Source organism: Chloroflexota bacterium, from assembly GCA_009840625.1.
GTDB lineage: Bacteria > Chloroflexota > UBA11872 > UBA11872 > VXNJ01 > VXNJ01.
Genome location: VXNJ01000001.1, coordinates 213,894 through 231,766 on the forward strand (window position 1 = coordinate 213,894; position 17,873 = coordinate 231,766).

Here is a 17,873-nt window from a genome sequence, read left to right on the forward strand (position 1 = left end):
CAGGCGGCACGCCGCGGACTCCAGGGACCGCCGCCGATTCAATTGGAGAATAGGCCGCTACGATCCAGATCCGCAATCCATGGAGAAACTCGTGAGGCTCGCCAAGAAAGTTGCCCTGGTTACCGGGGGCGGTTCCGGAATCGGCCGCGCAACGGCGGTACTGTTCGCCCGCGAGGGCGCCCAGATCGTCGTCGCCGACAAGTCCGAGGATTCGGCCCGACGGACCGCCGATCAGATCAATTCCGCCGGCGGCCAAGCCGTTTGCGCGGCCGGCGATGTCACCCGTTCCGAAGACGCCGAGGCAATGGTTGCGGCCGCAATTGATTCCTTCGGCGGGTTGGATGTGGTGGTCAACAGCGCCGGGGTGTCGCCGCGCAACGCCACCAGCCCCGAAGCCGACGAAGACGAAGTCTGGGACGCGGTGCTCGATGTCAATCTGACCGGCACCTACCGGGTGAGCAAATTCGCCGTCCCGCAGCTGCTGCGCCGCGGCGGCGGATCGATCGTCAATCTGGCCTCGATCATCGGGGTCGTCGGCTATCCCCGCGAGATTCCCAGCATTCTGGGGGCGTTCAATCCCTACCCTCCGTCCAAGGGCGGCGTCGTGCAACTGACCCGAAACATGGCTACCCAGTTGGCCGCCGACGGAATTCGCGTCAACTGCATCTGTCCGGGGTACGTCGAATCGAACCTGATCGCAACCCTTATCGCCGACCCGGCGATGCACCAGAAGCTGATCGACCGACACCCCATTGGCCGACTTGGCAAACCCGAGGAGATCGCCCAGGCGGCCCTGTTCCTGGCGTCCGATGAATCATCGTTCGTCACCGGCGCGCCGCTGATGGTGGACGGGGGTTACACCGCCTTGTAGACGGCCGTTCAGCCGCCTTGGACCAAGTCCCCAATCACCGCCAGGGCGCGAACTGCGTCGACTCCGACGGCGGCGCGATCCGAACCGTCACCGTCCTCCAGCACGGTCCTGCCGCGCTCCGGCCCGTCGCCGGAGTCCACCGCTAGCCTGCCGCTCCGCCATTCGCAAATCCCGGGATCTATCGCGGCGGCCACGGTCAGCGGATCGTGCAGGTCGTAGCGGTCGAAATCGGGGTGCGTGTCATACCAGGTGTCCAGAATCCGGCGCGCCAGCACAGCGGTCCGCGACCGCTCCCCGCGCCAGTGGTCGGCGGACCGGTCGATCGAGACCGCGGTGGTCACGTCGAGTCCGACCAGCGCGACCGGGACGCCGCTTGAAAAAACGGAGGCGGCGGCCCGGGGGTCGTTGTATATGTTGAATTCGGCGTGCGCGGTGACGTTGCCGGGCACCTGCAGCGCTCCGCCCATTACGAGGATTTCGGCCAAATCGCCGGCCAGTTCCGGCCAGTTGCCGAGCGCGACGGCAACGTTGGTGAGCGGGCCCAGCGCAATCAGGGTCAATTCGCCCGGCCGCCGGCGCGCCGCGGCCGCGATCGCCTCATCGGCCGATCCCGATCGGGCGTCGGACGCCGCCGCCGGCAACCGCGCGCCTATCCCGCCGGCGCCGTGAAACTCATACGCGTAGGTGAACTCTCCGGACAGCGGCCCGGCCGCGCCGCGCCAGACCGGTATGTCGCCGCGGCCGCAAACTTCAAGCAGGTCCAGGGCGTTGCGGGTCGTATCGGCCAGCGAGGCGTTGCCGCCCACCGTGGTGACTCCGACAACTTCCAGGTCCGGTGAATTAAGGGCCGCAAAAATCGCCAGGGCATCGTCGGTCCCCGGGTCGCAATCAATCAGGACGGGCCGCATCGCATGCCTCCGGGGCGGGCGTTCTTGGGGCCGTGGAAGCCACCCTCCCACGTTCGCCCGATATTCTGCGGGCCGGAGCCGCGAATGAAAAGCGGTATGCCGTTCGGGTATCCGGAGATGTCGCCTGGGCCCTATCCCGGACCGGCGCGGCGGCCGTCGAATTCGCAGATCGCCGCGAGCACGGCCTCGGGGGTGGCCGGCGCCTGCAGACGCAGCGCCGCCTCGGGACCGGCGGCGGCGGCGACCGCCTCGCGGATGGCCAGCCAGACCGAAATCGAAAGCATCAGCGGCGGTTCGCCCACGGCCTTGGAACGGAAGATAGTCGGTTCGCGGTTGGGTGCATCCTCCAGGATTTGCACGTTAAACACCGGCGGCACGTCGCGGCTGCCGGGAATCTTGTACGTCGAAGGACCGTGGGTAAGGAGCGCTCCCTGCTCGTCCCAGCAGAGTTCCTCCATCGTCAGCCAGCCCATGCCCTGGACGAATCCGCCTTCGATCTGCCCCATGTCGATCGCGGGATTCAGCGAAGCGCCGCAGTCTTGGAGGATGTCGGTCCGCAGGACCCTTGTCTCGCCGGTCAGGGTGTCAATCGCGACCTCGGAGATCCCCACGCCGTAGCAGAAGTAGAAGAAGGGGCGCGGGGCTTCCCGACGCTCGTCCCAGCCGATTTTCGGGGTCGCATAGTATCCGGTCGCCGAGAGCGAGACCCGCCGGCGCCAGGCCATCTCGGCGAGCTCGGCAAATTCGACCTCGGATTGCCCGGCCCGCACCACGTTGCGCCGGAATTGGACCTGGTCCTGATCCACGTCGAAATGTTCGGCCGCCACCGCGGCCATGCGCGCGCGGATCTTCAGGGCCGCATCGCGCGCCGCCATTCCGTTCAGGTCCGAACCCGACGACGCCGACGTCGCGGAAGTGTTGGGCACCTGGGCGGTGCTGGTTGCGGCGTTCTTGATCCGGTCAATGTCGATTTGAAAGACCGAGGCCACCACCTGGGCGACCTTCACGAAGAGGCCCTGGCCCATTTCGACACCGCCGTGGCTGAGGTGCACCGTCCCGTCGGTGTACACATGCACCAGCGCCCCGGCCTGGTTGAGATGGACGACGTTGAACGAGATCCCGAACTTGGCCGGCATCAGCGCGATCCCCTTTTTCAGGATTCGGCTGCCGCGGTTGAACTCGGCCACCGCGCGTTTGCGATCCGCGTAGTCCGCTGACCGGCTGAGGCGCCCGACCATCTCGGCGATGATGTTGTCCTCGAGCACCTGGCCGTAGTGGGTGACGTTGCGTTCGCCTGGGGCGTAGAAATTGGCCTCCCGCACCGCATCCGGGTCCAGCCTGCGATCACGGGCGATGTGGTCGATCACGCCTTCGATGGCCAGCATCCCCTGCGGACCGCCGAACCCGCGGAAGGCGGTGTTGGAGACGGTGTTGGTCCGGCAGGGGTACCCGCGCACCGAAACGTTGGGCAGGAAATAGCAGTTGTCGGCGTGGTGGACGGCGCGGTTCAGCACCGCCGATGAGAGATCGGCGACGTTCCCGGCGCGGCTGGCCAGCACCAGTTCGATCCCTTCGATCCGGCCCCGGTCGTCGAAACCGGCTTCGTAGTGGAAAAGGAAGTCGTGTCGCTTGCCGGTGGCGACCATGTCCTGATCGCGGACCAGGCGTAGCTTGACCGGCCTTTGGGTGGCGGAAGCGGCCAGCGCGGCCAGGGCCGCAATCGCGGTCGCCTGACTTTCCTTGCCACCGAATCCCCCACCGAGCCGGCGGGTCTCGGCCGTGACCGCATTAGCCGGCAGCCCGAGCACGTTGGCGATAACGTGCTGGGCCTCGGTAGGGTGTTGGGTGGAGGAGTAGATCAGCATGTGCCCGTCCTCCTGCGGCACCGCCAACGCGATTTGCCCTTCCAGGTAGAAGTGGTCCTGGCCGCCGCACCTGAACGTTCCCGCGATCCGGTGCCGGGCGGACGCGATGGCCCTGCGCGGATCTCCCCGTTCGATCGTCTGCGGGGGACTCGTGAATTGACCACGCTCGAGCGCCGTTTCGATTGCAAGCAGCGGCTCCAGCGGTTCGTATTCGACCCTCACCAGGGCGGCTGCGGATCTCGCGCAGTCCAAGTCTTCGGCGGCGACGATCGCCACCGGCTGGCCGCGGTAGCTGACCTCGATGTCGGCGAGCAGCGGTTCGCCGGCAAATATCGGTGCGACGTCGTTCGCCCCCGGTATGTCGGCGGCGGTAAGGGCCGCGTGAACGCCGTCCTGGGCCACCGCCGCACCGGCATCGATCGAATTGATCCGCGCCCGCGCGTGCGGGCTCAGCACGATCGCCGCGTGCAGGGTACCGGCCGGCTCGGGCATGTCGTCGATGAATACCGACCGCCCGCGGACGTGGTTGGCCGCGCTGTCGTGCGCCAGCGCCGCGTGGGCGGCCCCCCGCGGGCCGGTGATGGTCTTCACAGGTCCATCAGGTCCGTTGCGGGAGCCAATTCCAGTTCGGCGTAAAGGCGCCGCAGGAGATTGCCCGCCACCCGTTGCCGATAGGCCGCGCCGGCCCGGAGATCGGAAATCGGATTGAAATCCCGTTCCAGCGCCGCCGCCGCGGCCTCGATCGTCTCGCCGGACCAGGGTGACCCGGTCAGCGCGGCCTCGCAGGCCGGGGCGCGTGCCGGGGTCGCGGCCATCCCGCCGTAGGCAACCCGCGCGGTGCGGATTTCGCCGTTCTCGATTGCGATCGCAAACGCCCCGATCAGGGCCGCTATGTCCTGGTCGAACCGTTTGGCGACCTTGTAGGTACGAAAGATTTCGCCGCGGCGCGGCAGCGGCAATCTGACCGCTTCGAGTACTTCGTCGTCCGCCAAGGCGGTCCGGCGGTATCCGGTGAAGAACTCCTCGGCGGAGATGCGACGTCGGCCGCGCACCGACCGGACGTCCATCTGCGAGCCCAGCGCCAGCAGCGGCGGCAGGGTGTCACCGATCGGAGAAGCCGTGCAAACGTTGCCGCCCAGCGTCCCCAGGTTGCGGATCTGTGGCGAGCCGATGCGGCGGACCAAACCTCCCAGCGCGGGCAGGTTCGCATCAAATGCCGGCAGCGCCTCGGTGTAGGTCGCGGCCGCGCCGACCACCAGCTCCCGCTCAGAGATCCGGATGCGGCCGAGCTCGGGGACGCGGCGCGTCCAGATGATTTCGCCGAACCGCCGCCGCTCCTTGCTGGCCAGCAACCCCAGATCGGTCCCACCACCGAGCAGATTTGCTCCGGGGTGCTCCGACCGCAGCGCGAGAAGTTCGGCCAAGCTCGCGGGCGCATGGAAGTTCTCGCCGCCGCATTCGTAGCTCCATCCGCCGGACCGGGTCGGTGGTGAACCGTTGGCGGGCGCCGGCGGGGCCGGATCGGGGAGGCGCAGCGCCGCTTCGACGATTGGGCGGTAACCGGTGCAGCGACAGAGATTCCCTGCCAGGGATTCGTGGATGTTGGAGTCGTCGCGCGGATCGCCCGAGTGTTGGTAGGCGTACAGCGCCATCACGATTCCCGGCGTGCAGAAGCCGCATTGGGTGCCATGCGAATCCAGCAGCGACCTCTGGACCGGATGCAAGTCCCCGCCCTCGCGTTCAAGCCCCTCGACGGTGAGCACCGCCTTGCCGTCCAGTTGCGGCACCAGCATCAGGCACGAATTGACCGCCTGCACACCGCCACCGGCCCGGTCGGCGATGGCGGTCACGATCGTACAGGCGCCGCAATCTCCCTCGGCGCAGCCTTCCTTGGTGCCCTTAAGCGCCATCCGATCGCGCAGATAGTCGAGCACCGTGGCCGATGGGGCAACGCCCGTTGTCTGCCTCGGCCGCCCGTTGAGGGTGAATCTGACCGCCACTAACTCCCCGCAGATTTCCCGGTCCTGGTCATATCAAATAAAGATACCGCTCGCACGAAAAACGCGGATCCACCGGCGAAGAGCTCGCGGCTCGGTCGCGTCCCGCCGCGATTTTGCAAACGTGCGAAGATGTTCCCGGAATGTGCGGTCAAAAAACCAAGGACCGGGCCATGGCAGCGGACCGACGAAACGGATCCGAAAAAAGCGCCCGGCCGGGAATTGCCGGAAACGAATCGATTGGCGCCGGAATTGAATCGCGAGGAACTGCGGAGGCAGGGGCGAAGAGGAGAAGGACATTGAATTCACCGAGATTCTTCATGAAGCGGGCGGTCGACCTCTCGCACTCGAACATGCGCGCCGGCCTGGGAGGGCCCTTCGGCGCGGTGGTGGTGCGCAATGGCCGCGTAATCGCCGAAGGATTCAACCAGGTCACGTCCGCCAACGACCCCACCGCGCACGCCGAGGTGGTGGCCATCCGGGCCGCCTGCCGGGCGCTGGGGACCTTCACGCTGGCCGGGTGCGAGCTCTACACCAGTTGCGAGCCCTGTCCGATGTGCCTGGCCGCGATTTACTGGGCCCGACTGGACCGGGTTTACTTTGCCAACGACCGGGCCGACGCGGCGCGGATCGGGTTCGACGACGAATCGCTGTATCAGGAAATCTCGATGCCGATCGAGAACCGCTCGCTGCCGCTTATCCGCCTCCCGCTGGCGGAAGCCAGCGCCGCGTTTCGCGAGTGGGAGTCCCTGGAGGACAAGACTCCCTACTAACTCCACACCCGTCCGGCGGCGGGTGCAATTATTGGGGGTGACCCCGCTCAACGACGGCCGGACGGCCCGGCAACTCCCTCATTGCGGATCCCGGCGCGTTCCGATTCCGGGCATTAATTGCTAGCCGGCGCCGTCGCCGGCAGCCCCCATTACAAGTGGTGGGTGTTCGCCGCAGTTGGACTTGGCACGTTCACCGGGGTCATGACTTTCGGGTCGGTAAACGTGGCCCTGCCCACCATCGCGGATCACTTCGGCAGCGACCTGCCAACCATCCAGTGGGTCGTGATCGCCCAGACGTTAACGATCAGCGCGCTGCTGCTGCCGATGGGCCGGCTCAGCGACCTGGTCGGGCGGAAGCGGGTCTACATGACGGGTCTGCTTTTTCTGGTTGGAGCCTCAGTCTTTGCCGCGCTCTCGCCAAACGTCACGCTCCTGATACTTTCCCGGGTCGTCCAGGGGGTGGGGGCGGCCATGACCCAGGGCACGGCGATGGCCATGATCACGACGGTCTTCCCCGACGAAGAGCGCGGCAAGGGGATCGGGTCCCACATGAGCATGGTCGGCGCCGGCGGGATGGCCGGACCGGCAATCGGCGGGTTGCTGGTAAGCGCATTCGGCTGGCGGTCGGTCTTCCTGATCAACCTGCCGCTGGCCTCAATCGCGCTGCTGGGGGCCCTGCTCTTGTTGGACTCCAAGCTGTTCCACCGCGAGCAGCGCGGGATCGGCTTCGACTGGCCCGGAGCCACGCTTTCGACGGCCGCGCTGGTGACTTTCCTGCTGCTGATGACCAACGGAAACCGGCTGGGCTGGGATTCGCCGATCGCGATCGCGGCCGCCTTGCTGTTCGTGGCGTTGGTGGCCGGTTTTCTGGCTTGGGAGTCGAAAGCGCCGGCTCCGATGCTGGATCTCGGACTTTTCCGAAACCGCGTCTTTTCACTGGGCGTTCTGGCCTCGTTCATGTCTTTTCTGAGCACCGGGTCGGTCCGCTTTCTCATGCCTTTCTACCTGCAGGGAGTCCTGGGTTTTCCGGCCGGTCAGGTGGGCCTGATCATGCTTCCCACCGCGGTGACCATGACCATCACCGGGCCGATCGCGGGGCGGCTGTCGGACCGCTTCGGCTATCGAATCTTCAACGTCCTGGGACTGGTGATCGCCGCGGTCGGAATCTTTGTGATCTCGAGAGTTTCCGAGTCGACTCCGGTGGCGCTCATCATCGCGGCCCTGGTCGTCCAAAGCGCCGGCAGCGGACTGTTCTCATCGCCTAATTCGGCATCGATTTTCAGCGCCTCCAGCTCGGCGCGCCACGGCATCGTCTCGGCGCTGCTGAGCCTGGTCCGCAATTCGGCCAACGTCACTTCAATTGCGCTCGGAACCGCAGTCGTGGCCGCGACCATGGCGGGGATGGGGTTCGCCCCCGATTTGCGCGGTGTGGCCAGCGCCGATGGTTCCGGAGCCGGAGCCGCATTCGTCTCGGGAATGAACCTGCTGTACACCGGCACCGGGTGCCTGCTGCTGCTGGGCGCGGTCGCTTCGTTCTTCAAGGGCGGGGATCTTCCTTCAATTGGAAGTGCCCGCGGCCGGCCGCGACGCGGACGGGCCCGCACCAGTTAGCAATCCGCTCAGCTAGATTTGTGGTCGGCCTGGGACTTGAATCGCGGCATTACGTCTTCGGCGAACCAGCCCAACTGCTCCAGGATCACGTCCTTGGGGGTGCCAACGACCGACCCGACGTTGATCTCCGCCAGGCCCGGGTAGCGCTCCTGGACATCGAAGATCTTTTCGGCGACCAGATCGGGCGGCCCGCACAGCCACGAACCCGCCGCCACCCCGTCGCGGACCGTGGGCAGACCCGCCCCCACCGCCGCGGAAGGGTCCCCGAGCGCGGCAAGATGCTCGTCGGAGAGTTTGCGGAACCCCAGCGGGGCGAACATCTTCATGTCCTCCTCGGCGAACCGCTCGGCCTCGGCGATGGCCTTTGCCTCGGTGTCGGCCAGGTGGACCGAAAACCCGATGATCAGGTCCTGGCCCAGCTCGGTTTCGCGGCCTGAGCGGGCGAGCGCGTCGCGCCACGCCGCAACGACCCGGTCGGCGGCACCGCCGGGAGCCGCCCCGCCGCCCAGCATGCCCTTGATTCCGTGTTTGATCATGAAGTCGATCCCGCGCGGGCTGGCGCTGACCAGGGGCTGGTAGCACTCGACCGGGAGGTTTGCGGGCCGCGGCACGAGGGTGATTTCCTCCAACTGGTAGCCGCGGTATGGGACTGGGGGCGGAATCGTGTAGTTGGGACCGCGGTGCGAGAACGAGCGGCTGTTGAAGGCCTTGAAGATTATGTCGACCTGTTCTTCGAAAAGATCGCGGTTGGCGTGCTGGTCGAGCATCGGCGCGCCGAACGATTCGACCTCGCGCGTGTGATATCCCCTGCCAACCCCGAAGATGACCCGGCCACCGGTCAGAATGTCGGCCGTCGCGTAGTCCTCGGCCAGGCGCAACGGGTTCCACATCGGGGCGATGTTGAAGCCGCAGCCGATCCTTATCTTTTCCGTCAAGTGGCAGAGATGGACCCCGAAGAGCAGCAGATTCGGGATGCACTCGTAGCCTTCGCGCTGGAAGTGGTGTTCGGCCAGCCAGAACGTGTCGTATCCGCAGTCGTCCATCAGCACCGCGATCGACTCGGCCTTCTCGAACACCGTAGCCAACTGATCGTCGGGCAGCCAGCGATCGTTTACCGGGATTCCGGCCAGGCCGATGTCCTCCAGATCGACGTGACCGGCGAAGAGAGTTCCGAATCTGGTTATCACCTGTGCCCTTGCCCCTCACGCTGCGCCGAAGTCCTAGCCGGGTGCTGCAACGCGGCTCCCGGTACCCAGTGACATTATTCGCGACCGCCGGCCGCCGGCCGGGACTTGCCGAATTCGGATCAGGTGAACAGGACGTTGTCGATCAGGCGGACATCCCCCAGCCGGACTGCCGCCGCCAGCATGCAGGGGCCGTGCCCGGTCCAGGGTTCGATCGTGTCCGGGTCTACCGCGGCGACGTAGTCGATGCGATCGATCAGCGGCTCGGATTCAATGATTCCGCGGCAGAACGCCTCCACATCGCCGGGATCGGCTTTTTCTCCACCGAATCGATCGCGCGCGCTCGAAAGGGCCCGGTAGAGCACCGTTGCCGCCGCCCGCTGGACGGGCGCCAGGTAGGAATTGCGGCTGCTGAGCGCCAGGCCGTCGCCTGCACGTACCGTCGGCTCAACCGCGATCTCGGTGGGAATATCAAGGTCGCGCAACAGGCGACGAATCACCGCGACCTGTTGGCCGTCCTTCTGGCCGAGATACACCCGGTCCGGCAAAGACTGCCCGAGCAGCTTGGCAACGATTGTGGCCACGCCGTCGAAATGCCCGGGGCGGGCGGCGCCCTCCAGCGGCAGCGCCGGCCCCCCGACGCTTATCGTGCTCGCGAATCCGTCCGGGTACATCTCCTCCGACGAAGGCGCGAACACAATGTCGACGCGCTCCTCCTCAAGCAGGGCCAGATCGCGACTTAAGGGGCGCGGGTAGTCGGCCAGATCTTCGCCGCGGCCGAATTGGGTCGGATTGACAAATATCGACGCCACCACGCAGGCGCATTCTCCCCGCGCCCGTTTGACCAGCGCCAGGTGCCCGGCGTGCAAGGCGCCCATCGTTGGGACCAGGCCAAGCGGACGCTGCGAACGCGCCAGCGCCGCCCGCAGGTCGGCAACCCTATCTAGCTTTTCGATCAGTCCGCGCCGTCTATCGCGTCCAGGACTTGCGGGTCTACGGCCAGGGTGTGCTCGGAGGACGGGAATCCGCCGCCGGCCACTTCGGCGGCGTAGCTGGCCAGGGCCCCGGCAATCTCGCCGTTGAGCGACGCGTATTGCTTGCTGTGGCGCGGCAAACGCGGTCCGAGTCCGAGGATGTCGGAGATGACCTGTATCTGGCCGTCGCAGCCCGGTCCGGCGCCGATGCCAATGGTGGGAATTTCGAGTCGCTTGGTGATCGCGGCGGCGATTGCGCCGGGGATCAGCTCCAAGACCACCGCGAACGCCCCGGCCGCTTGGACCGCCAGCGCGTCGGCCAGCAACTGGCGCGCCTCATCCGCGGTTCGCCCGCGGGCGCGATAGCCGCCCAAGTGGTGCACCGACTGCGGTTGCAGCCCGATGTGCGCCATCACCGGTATGCCGCATTCGGTCAGGCGTCGAATGGAGTCGGCGACGACCTCGCCGCCTTCGAGCTTGACCGCTTGCGCACCGCCCTCCTGCAGCAGCCGCGATGCGTTGCGCAGCGCGTCGGCGGTGTCCGTCTGGTAAGTCATGAACGGCATGTCGGCGACGATCAGCGATCGGCGGGCGCCACGAACGACCGCCTTGGTGTGGTGGACAATGTCGTCCAATGTCACCGGAATGGTGGAATCCAAACCGAGAACGACTTCGCCCAGCGTGTCGCCCACCAGGATCACCGGAATCTGAGCTTCGTCCACCAGCCGTGCGGTCGCATGATCGTACGCGGTCACGCAGGCTATCGGCTGCCGCGCGCGTTTCATGGCCGCAAGCTTGGTGACCCGCACCCTGTTTGTGATGGCGCTTCGCCTTACTGATCGCCGACCAAGCCAGCCCAGTCTAGCGACCGATCCGGACCGCCCCATGCCATGGGTTCGGGATGATCAGGGCGCGGGTGGCAACTCCCGGGCCAGGGAGGCCGCGAAAACCGCGGTGCCAAGGTTTGAGATTTCCCACCGTCCGCCTAGCACGTCCCGGTCATGGAAACATCGCGTTTCGCCGGATCGACCAACCGAATCGACCAGATTGAGCCGGGACACGTCGATGGCGTGACCCAGACCGTTTGCCTTCACCAACGCTTCCTTGGCGGTCCAAAGATCATAGAAGCGCGAAATCCTGCGGTCCGAATCCATTTGCTCCATTTGCCGTCGCTCGGCCTCGGTCAACAGGATCTCAATCAGCTGATCGATCGCCTTGCGCTCGCGGCGCACCTCGACGTCGACACCGAGCCTGCCGCCGGGGGCAATTGCGATCATCCCGTGATCGCCGCTGTGGGACACGTTGAAGCTGAATCCGCACCGCTCATCCCCAATCAGGGCGAACGGTTTGCCGCGCCGGCCCTCCTCGAACCTCAGCGAGCGGTTCGGACAATCAAGGCGCCGCACCAGCAGGATCCGCAGGGCGGCCCGGCAGAGGGCGAACTGGCGCTTCGGCAGATCGCCCAGGTACCGGCGCCGGCGCTCGTTTTCAGACTCGTCCAACCACGCCAGGGCCGCCGACTCCGAACCATTTGCTGGCGTGAGGTCGACGTGGTACACGACAAGATCGCCCTGCCGCAAATGCGGCCGCCACCACGGCCGGAACGCGCTGGCCGGCCCGGGCGTCAAGTCGCCGCCATTTCCCAGCGCCCGGGAGCCGGCCGCCACCGGGCGAGCCTGGCGGGGCGAATGGTCCGTCCCGGAACCCTATGCATTGGTTGCGTGATCGGCAATCGTGACATTGGCGAGGTTTATCCGTGCGCCCTCACCTGTACCGCAACGACATCCAGGCCGAAATACTTGCGGTGCTGAACCGCCGCCGCGTAGTGGCCCAGCAGCCGCATCGACAGCTGGTTGTCGGCCATATCCGTGTCCTCCTCCTCCTCGAGGTGGGCCAGCCGGTCCTCGAGATTGGCGTCGTCGAACGCGGCCACGAATTCGAGTTCGATGACCTCACCGGCCGGACGCACGGTGAGCACGAGACGCGGTACGTCGCCAGCGGATTGTTCATTTGGCATCAGGCTGTGCAGGGTTTCCTCGGCCGCCGAACGCAGCCGGTCGGCCGAACCCTGGTCCCAGCCGGCGCGGGTCGCGGCGGCGCCAACGAACCCGTCGATCTCGGCGAACGCGGCCTGGCCAAGGTCGGTCTTGAGCCGCGAGGGCCGACGCGGATTGGTTGCATCCAGGAAAAGCGTCAGGGCGACCGCCGTCAGCGACCCGATCAGCATCCCATTGTCCAGCAGCGGCCCCCAGGTCCCACCGATCAGATCGGCGAAAACGCTTTGCTGTTCGATTCCGGCGCCGAGCGCGAACGATATGCCGACAACGACCATCTTGGGAAAGTCCAGGCCGTCCCGGCTGATCGTGCGCAGGCCTTCCGCGAAAAGCAGTCCGGTCGCGGTGAGTATGTAGGTCCCCAGCACGGCGCTTGGAATGGCCAGCAGCAGGGAGGTGAGTTTGGGCAGAAACGCCAGGGCAACCAGGAACACACCCACCATGTAACCAACGTTCCGGGACGCGACCCCGGTCAGATTCATCAACGCCACGCTGGTTGCCGAATAAACCGTCGTTGGCGGCGTCCCGGCCAGTCCGGAAAGAAGCACCCCAAGGCCATTGACGTTGAGCGATCCCTGGACGGACCGGAAATCGGTCGCCCGCACGCCGCGCTGCGACGCCTGCTGGGCGGCTATGCTGTCGCCGATGTTCTTTACCGCCCCGACAAGGGTGATCACCACGAACACTGGCAGCAAGGCCAGGAACTGGGCGTCGGGCGATAGGTCGAAGCCGGCCAGCCCGGCGGCAGGGATCCCGAACCAGGCCGCCTCGGCCAGCGGCGCAAGGTCGTAGGCGCCGAAAGCGGCGGCGGCGGCGCAGCCGAACGCGATGCCGATCAGCGGCGACCAGAGGCGCAGAACCCCGCCGGACCGCAGCGCCATGGCGATGATTACCACCAGCGTCACCAGCGCAATGACCGGGGCCGCCGCTTCCGGGGCGTCGCCCTGGACCTGCCGCATCTGGCCGATCGCAATTGGCAGGATCGCCACCGCGATCAGCATGAGCGCGGTCCCGGAAACGATCGGGGTGATGACCCGCCTCAGGGCGGGCAGCCAATTGGCCAGGGCCAGGTAGAAAAGCGATGACACGACCACCAGACTAGCCAGCAGGGCCGGTCCACCGGCCTGAAGGGCAAGGACGGACACCGCCACGAAATTGGGAGTCGTGCCCATGATCAGCACGTGTCCGGCGCCGACCCTCCCGAACCGGACTGCCTGCAGGGCGGTGAGGACGCCGGCGATGATCAGCGCCGCAAAGACCGCCCAGGAAAGATATGCGTCATCCTGCCCGCCGGCCCGCGCGGTGATGGCGACCACCAGAACAAGGGGGGCCAGCGCGAAAATCGCCCCCTGGATTCCAACGCCGGCGGCCGTCGGAAGAGGGCAGCGCTCGCCGGGGGCGAAACGCATCGGCGCGCTCATGCTCTCAGACCCAACCCCTGCTCCCGCCTATTCGGGCCGCCGCAGTAGGGCGTGGCCCGGGTGCGATGAAGGGCTTCACGTGGCCCGGTCCGCGGTTCCCGGCCACCGGTCGGATCCGCGCTACCAGCCGATTTCGTAGCTGAGCAGCTTGGCGTTGATGAAGGTGACGATCGCTATGACGACAAACAGCGTGAACGATAGGGCGGCCGCGAACCCCATTTTCAGCGCCAGGAAGGCTTCCAGGTAAATCAGCATCACGATCGTGATCGTCGAATCGACCGGCCCCCCACAGATCCGGGTGCCGTCGTCGCAGGCCATGATGAAAACCTGGGTGAACATCTGCAGGGCGCCGATGAAGTAGATGATCACCACGAAATACGTGGTCGGGGCCAGCAGCGGCACCGTCACCTTGAACATCTGCGACAGCCTTCCGGCGCCGTCGATCTCGGCCGCCTCGTATAGGTGCGGCGGGATTGACTGCAGGCCGGCCAAATAGATGACCATGTTCAGGCCCATGTTCTTCCAGATGCTCATCAGGATGATTGCCAGCAGGGCGAAATCCGGATCCCGCATCCACTTGATCGGCACCAGTCCCAGCATCTGCATGAATTCGCTGATGATGCCGGTCTGGGGTTCGTATATCCAGAGAAAGATTACCGACACCGCCACCATCGACGAGACGACCGGCATGTAGAACATCGCCCGGAAAAAGTAGATTCCGCGAATGCCGCGGTTGATCAAAACCGCCAGCAGGAGCGAAGTGATCACGCCCGCCGGTACGGTGCCGATCGCAAACAGCACGGTGTTGCGGATGGCCGGTGGGAACCGCGGCTCGCTGGAGATATCGAGGTAGTTTTCGAACCCGGCGTACCGGGGGGCGGTCAGGAGATCGTAGGTGGTGAAGCTGTAGGCGAGCGCCCCCAGGATGGGAACGATCACAAATAGGGAAATGAACACGATCGACGGCAGGACGAACAGGTAGGCCGCGAACCCGCCGCGGAACGTGAGCCCGAACCGCGAGCGCAACGCCCGCAAAGGGACTGGATTTGCCGCCATCTACTTCCCCTGACCCAGATCTGCCCTATATCCACACCGCCCGGCTCATGTTACGGGAATGGCGACAAATCCCTCGGCAATCCGCGCCCGGGGCGTTGCGGCATAGCACGCAATCCGGTTCGGATAATCGACCCGGTCAACCGGTTCGGGTCAGGCGATCGTGTCGAGATTCCGCATCCTCAGGGAAATCTGGCTGCCGCAGCCGCGGGAGAGGGTCTTCGAGTTCTTCGCCGACCCGCGCAACCTTGAAAAGCTCACTCCGGCATGGCTGCGGTTCGAAGTCCTGGATCCAGAATCGATCCAATTGGACGCCGGCGCATCAATCGACTACCGCTTGCGGCTGCGCGGTTTCCCGCTTCGCTGGCGCAGCCAAATCGTCATTTGGGATCCCCCGCGCAGGTTCGTTGACATCCAGATCCGCGGCCCCTACCAAGAATGGGCGCACGAGCACCGTTTCGAGTCCCAATCCGACGGGACTCTCGTAATCGACCGCGTCGACTACACGGTGCCGGGTGGGCGCCTGGTCAACCGGCTGTTTGTGCGCAGGGACCTGGAGAAGATATTCGACTACCGCACCGCCGCGTTGCGCAGCATATTTGTACGCGGTGACGCCCGCGCCGGCCCGGCAAACCCTCCCTGAGCGAATCAATCAAAATCTGCCCGGCAAACGTTTGCCGCATTCCGATCCGGGGCCCGGATTAAGCACTTCGACCCGGCCTGGGCAAGTTGACCGCCGTTCGCGTCCGGACCCGCACCGCCGGATGCCGCGTCGCTCAGTACCCGATGTCGTATGAGAGCAGTCGCGCGTTGACAGCGGTGACGATCCCGATGACCGCGAAAAGGGCGAACGAGAGCGCCGCCGCAAATCCCATCTTCAGCGCCGCGAACGCCTCCAGGTAGATAAGCATCACGATCGTGATCGTCGAGTCCACCGGACCCCCGCAGATGTTGGTCTCGTAGTCGCAGGTCATAAAGAACACCTGCGTGAACATCTGCAGGGCGCCGATGAAGTAGACGATCACCACGAAATATGTCGTCGGGGCGAGCAGTGGCAGCGTGATGCGCAAGAGCTTTTGCAGTCGACCCGCCCCGTCGATGTCGGCGGCCTCGTAAAGGTGCGGCGGGATCGATTGCAGCCCGGCCAGATAAAGGACCATGTTCAAACCCAGGTTCTTCCAAACACTCATCAGGATGATCGAAAGCAGGGCCGTATCCGGGTCGCGGACCCACCTGATCGGCGCCATGCCCAGCGACTGCATGAACTTGCCGATGATCCCTACCTGTGGTTCGTACAGCCAGAGAAATATGATCGAGACCGCCGCGAACGAGGAAACGACGGGCATGTAGAACATTGCCCGGAAAAAGACGATTCCGACGATGGAGCGGTTGATCAAGACCGCCAGGAGCAGTGAAATCAGCACCCCGGTGGGCACCGTGCCCAGGGCGAAGAGCAGGGTGTTGCGGACCGCGGGCGGGAATCTGGGTTCGCTGCCGAGGGCCCGGTAGTTGTCGATTCCGGTCAGTTTGGGGGCGGTCAGCAGATCGTAGGTGGTGAAGCTGTAGTAGAGGGCGGCCAGGATTGGCAGGATGATGAACACGACAATGAAAACGATGGACGGGAGGACGAACAGGTACGCGACCAGCCCGCCGCGGAAAGTCAGTCCCAGCCGGCGCCGCGCGCCGTCGCCGCGAACCGCGCTGAATTGAGCCACCCTGCCCCGCAACCACCGCTTATGGTTCGTTCAAGAACTCATTATCGGTCGGGCCCACCCCGATCCCGCGCCGGCGTCGCGGCAATTGCAGAATGGCCTCTGAACCGGCCGAGTTGCGGAAGGCGGTTGCCGTGCCCGTACCCGAACTGCTAAACCACGAACGCGCCATCGCCCGGATGGCCGAACGCGGCATCGATCTGCTCCTGGCCGGCGGGTACGTGAACTTCGGGTACCTCGCCGGCTTCTTCACCCATTTCGGACGCGACTTCCCGGGGCCGCTCTACAACGGACTGCCGCTGGTCCGCTTCGCCGCCCTGCCGGCCGACCCGGACATTCCGCCGTTTTTTGTCACCTGTCCCGACGAAGCCGAAGACGTGGCTTTCCAGGGCAGCTGGATCGAGGACCGCCGCTTCGTGGGTCCGGCTTCGGAGTTGCCCGGACCGGACGTTTCCCCCAACACCGAAGCCGAGCCTTTCGAGGAGTTGGCGCGCGCCCTCGCCGCCAGGGGGCTCGCGGAGGCGGTAATCGGAGTCGACCTGGCCGATATTTCTGCCCGCACCGCCAGTCGCCTGGCCGCACATTCGCCGCTCGCCGAACTAGTCGACGCCACGCAGGACTTCATCTACGTCCGGATGGTCAAGACCCCGGCGGAACTGGCCCGGCTCGAGGGGGCCGTGGAGGGCAGCGAACGCGGACACGCAGCAGTCCCGCGGCATCTCGCCACCGGGTTGAGTGAACGCGAACTGGCCGGCCATGTTCGCCGCGCGGTCGCCGATTCCCGCACCGTTCCCTACATCTTGCACCTGAACGCCGGCCCGGTCGGCCCGACCCTGCTGCCGCCAACCGATCGGCGCATCGCACGCAATTCGGTCGTGTCGGTCGACGTCGGTTGCATTCACCGCGATTACGCCGGCGACAAGTTTCACGTGTACGCGTTCGGCGACCCTCCGCTGCGGGCATTCGAAATCCATGAAGGGCTCGATAGGGTGAACGCGGCCCTGCTTGATGCCTTGCGACCGGGGACAAGCGGAGCTGAGCTATTTCAGCTGGGGCGGACGCGGATGGAGTCCGAGGGATTGGAAATGGCCGGGGCCTTCATTGGTCACGGAATCGGCATCGATATCCACGAAACGCCGTACCTGGCCCCGGTCGACCCGACGCCGCTTGAGGCGGGGATGGTGATAGTCCTCGAAGCCGGAACGAGGGTCGCAGATCTAGGTCATTTCTGTTCCGAGATAACCTGCCTGATCGAGCCCGACGGCGTTCGCCCGCTCACTCGGATCGGGCACCAGATCAGCCGCGTTGCGGCAAACTAGGCAGACTTGGTTCCGCCAGCGATCGATCGCGCGGCGGCTTCGCGCCAACCGGCGCAGCGCCTAGTCGCGTTTAGCCGAGTTTCGCGACCCGCCAGGGGTTTTCATTCGCGGATGCGAAGGGCTTATGCAGC

At 65.7% G+C, this 17,873-nt stretch carries 15 protein-coding genes; 5 read left to right on the forward strand and 10 right to left on the reverse strand.

Annotated features, from left to right (window positions below; translation table 11 throughout):
• Positions 1–91 precede the first annotated feature (91 nt).
• The gene (locus tag F4X41_00895) at positions 92–871 is read left to right on the forward strand and encodes an SDR family oxidoreductase (GenBank protein ID MYB15584.1); all 780 of its coding nucleotides are present in this window, start codon (positions 92–94) and stop codon (positions 869–871) included.
• An 8-nt stretch (positions 872–879) separates the two neighbouring features.
• Here the strand turns inward: F4X41_00895 and F4X41_00900 are convergent, their stop codons facing one another.
• The 3 genes from F4X41_00900 to xdhA form a co-directional block, all read right to left on the reverse strand.
• On the reverse strand, positions 880–1,779 hold the full coding sequence (locus tag F4X41_00900) for a nucleoside hydrolase (protein MYB15585.1): 900 nt from the start codon (positions 1,777–1,779) through the stop codon (positions 880–882).
• Positions 1,780–1,910: 131 nt separating this feature from the next.
• The gene (xdhB, locus tag F4X41_00905; GenBank protein MYB15586.1) at positions 1,911–4,235 is read right to left on the reverse strand and encodes a xanthine dehydrogenase molybdopterin binding subunit; all 2,325 of its coding nucleotides are present in this window, start codon (positions 4,233–4,235) and stop codon (positions 1,911–1,913) included.
• Positions 4,232–5,644, reverse strand: coding sequence for a xanthine dehydrogenase small subunit (xdhA, locus tag F4X41_00910; protein MYB15587.1), 1,413 nt, complete (start codon positions 5,642–5,644; stop codon positions 4,232–4,234). The genes xdhB and xdhA overlap by 4 nt, the downstream gene beginning before the upstream one ends.
• A 317-nt stretch (positions 5,645–5,961) precedes the next feature.
• Here xdhA and F4X41_00915 point away from each other — a divergent pair, with 317 nt between their 5' ends.
• Complete coding sequence (locus F4X41_00915; GenBank protein MYB15588.1) at positions 5,962–6,414, forward strand: nucleoside deaminase; 453 nt, start codon at positions 5,962–5,964, stop codon at positions 6,412–6,414.
• Positions 6,415–6,531: 117 nt separating this feature from the next.
• A complete protein-coding gene (locus F4X41_00920) occupies positions 6,532–8,025 on the forward strand; it encodes an MFS transporter (GenBank protein ID MYB15589.1) in 1,494 nt (497 codons plus the stop codon).
• An 8-nt stretch (positions 8,026–8,033) separates the two neighbouring features.
• Here the strand turns inward: F4X41_00920 and F4X41_00925 are convergent, their stop codons facing one another.
• The 6 genes from F4X41_00925 to F4X41_00950 form a co-directional block, all read right to left on the reverse strand.
• Entirely contained in the window at positions 8,034–9,212 is a 1,179-nt protein-coding gene (locus tag F4X41_00925; GenBank protein ID MYB15590.1) for an LLM class flavin-dependent oxidoreductase, read from the reverse strand.
• 119 nt (positions 9,213–9,331) lie between these two features.
• Positions 9,332–10,165 carry a pantoate--beta-alanine ligase gene (locus F4X41_00930; protein ID MYB15591.1) on the reverse strand — a complete coding sequence of 278 codons (834 nt, stop codon included), beginning with the start codon at positions 10,163–10,165 and terminating at the stop codon, positions 9,332–9,334.
• Positions 10,165–11,070: a 3-methyl-2-oxobutanoate hydroxymethyltransferase gene (gene panB / locus F4X41_00935; GenBank protein ID MYB15592.1), complete on the reverse strand. Its 906-nt coding sequence runs from the start codon at positions 11,068–11,070 to the stop codon at positions 10,165–10,167. The genes F4X41_00930 and panB overlap by 1 nt, the downstream gene beginning before the upstream one ends.
• 18 nt (positions 11,071–11,088) lie before the next feature.
• Entirely contained in the window at positions 11,089–11,811 is a 723-nt protein-coding gene (locus F4X41_00940; GenBank protein ID MYB15593.1) for a 4'-phosphopantetheinyl transferase superfamily protein, read from the reverse strand.
• A 122-nt stretch (positions 11,812–11,933) separates the two neighbouring features.
• Positions 11,934–13,658 carry a hypothetical protein gene (locus F4X41_00945; GenBank protein ID MYB15594.1) on the reverse strand — a complete coding sequence of 575 codons (1,725 nt, stop codon included), beginning with the start codon at positions 13,656–13,658 and terminating at the stop codon, positions 11,934–11,936.
• Between the two features lie 120 nt (positions 13,659–13,778).
• Positions 13,779–14,714, reverse strand: coding sequence for a sugar ABC transporter permease (locus tag F4X41_00950; GenBank protein MYB15595.1), 936 nt, complete (start codon positions 14,712–14,714; stop codon positions 13,779–13,781).
• Positions 14,715–14,874: 160 nt separating this feature from the next.
• On the opposite strand from F4X41_00950, the gene F4X41_00955 reads away from it, so the two are divergent.
• Positions 14,875–15,354 carry an SRPBCC family protein gene (locus tag F4X41_00955; GenBank protein ID MYB15596.1) on the forward strand — a complete coding sequence of 160 codons (480 nt, stop codon included), beginning with the start codon at positions 14,875–14,877 and terminating at the stop codon, positions 15,352–15,354.
• Positions 15,355–15,487: 133 nt separating this feature from the next.
• Here the strand turns inward: F4X41_00955 and F4X41_00960 are convergent, their stop codons facing one another.
• The gene (locus F4X41_00960) at positions 15,488–16,438 is read right to left on the reverse strand and encodes a sugar ABC transporter permease (protein MYB15597.1); all 951 of its coding nucleotides are present in this window, start codon (positions 16,436–16,438) and stop codon (positions 15,488–15,490) included.
• An 80-nt stretch (positions 16,439–16,518) separates the two neighbouring features.
• Here F4X41_00960 and F4X41_00965 point away from each other — a divergent pair, with 80 nt between their 5' ends.
• Positions 16,519–17,742: an aminopeptidase P family protein gene (locus F4X41_00965; protein ID MYB15598.1), complete on the forward strand. Its 1,224-nt coding sequence runs from the start codon at positions 16,519–16,521 to the stop codon at positions 17,740–17,742.
• Positions 17,743–17,873: the final 131 nt, after the last annotated feature.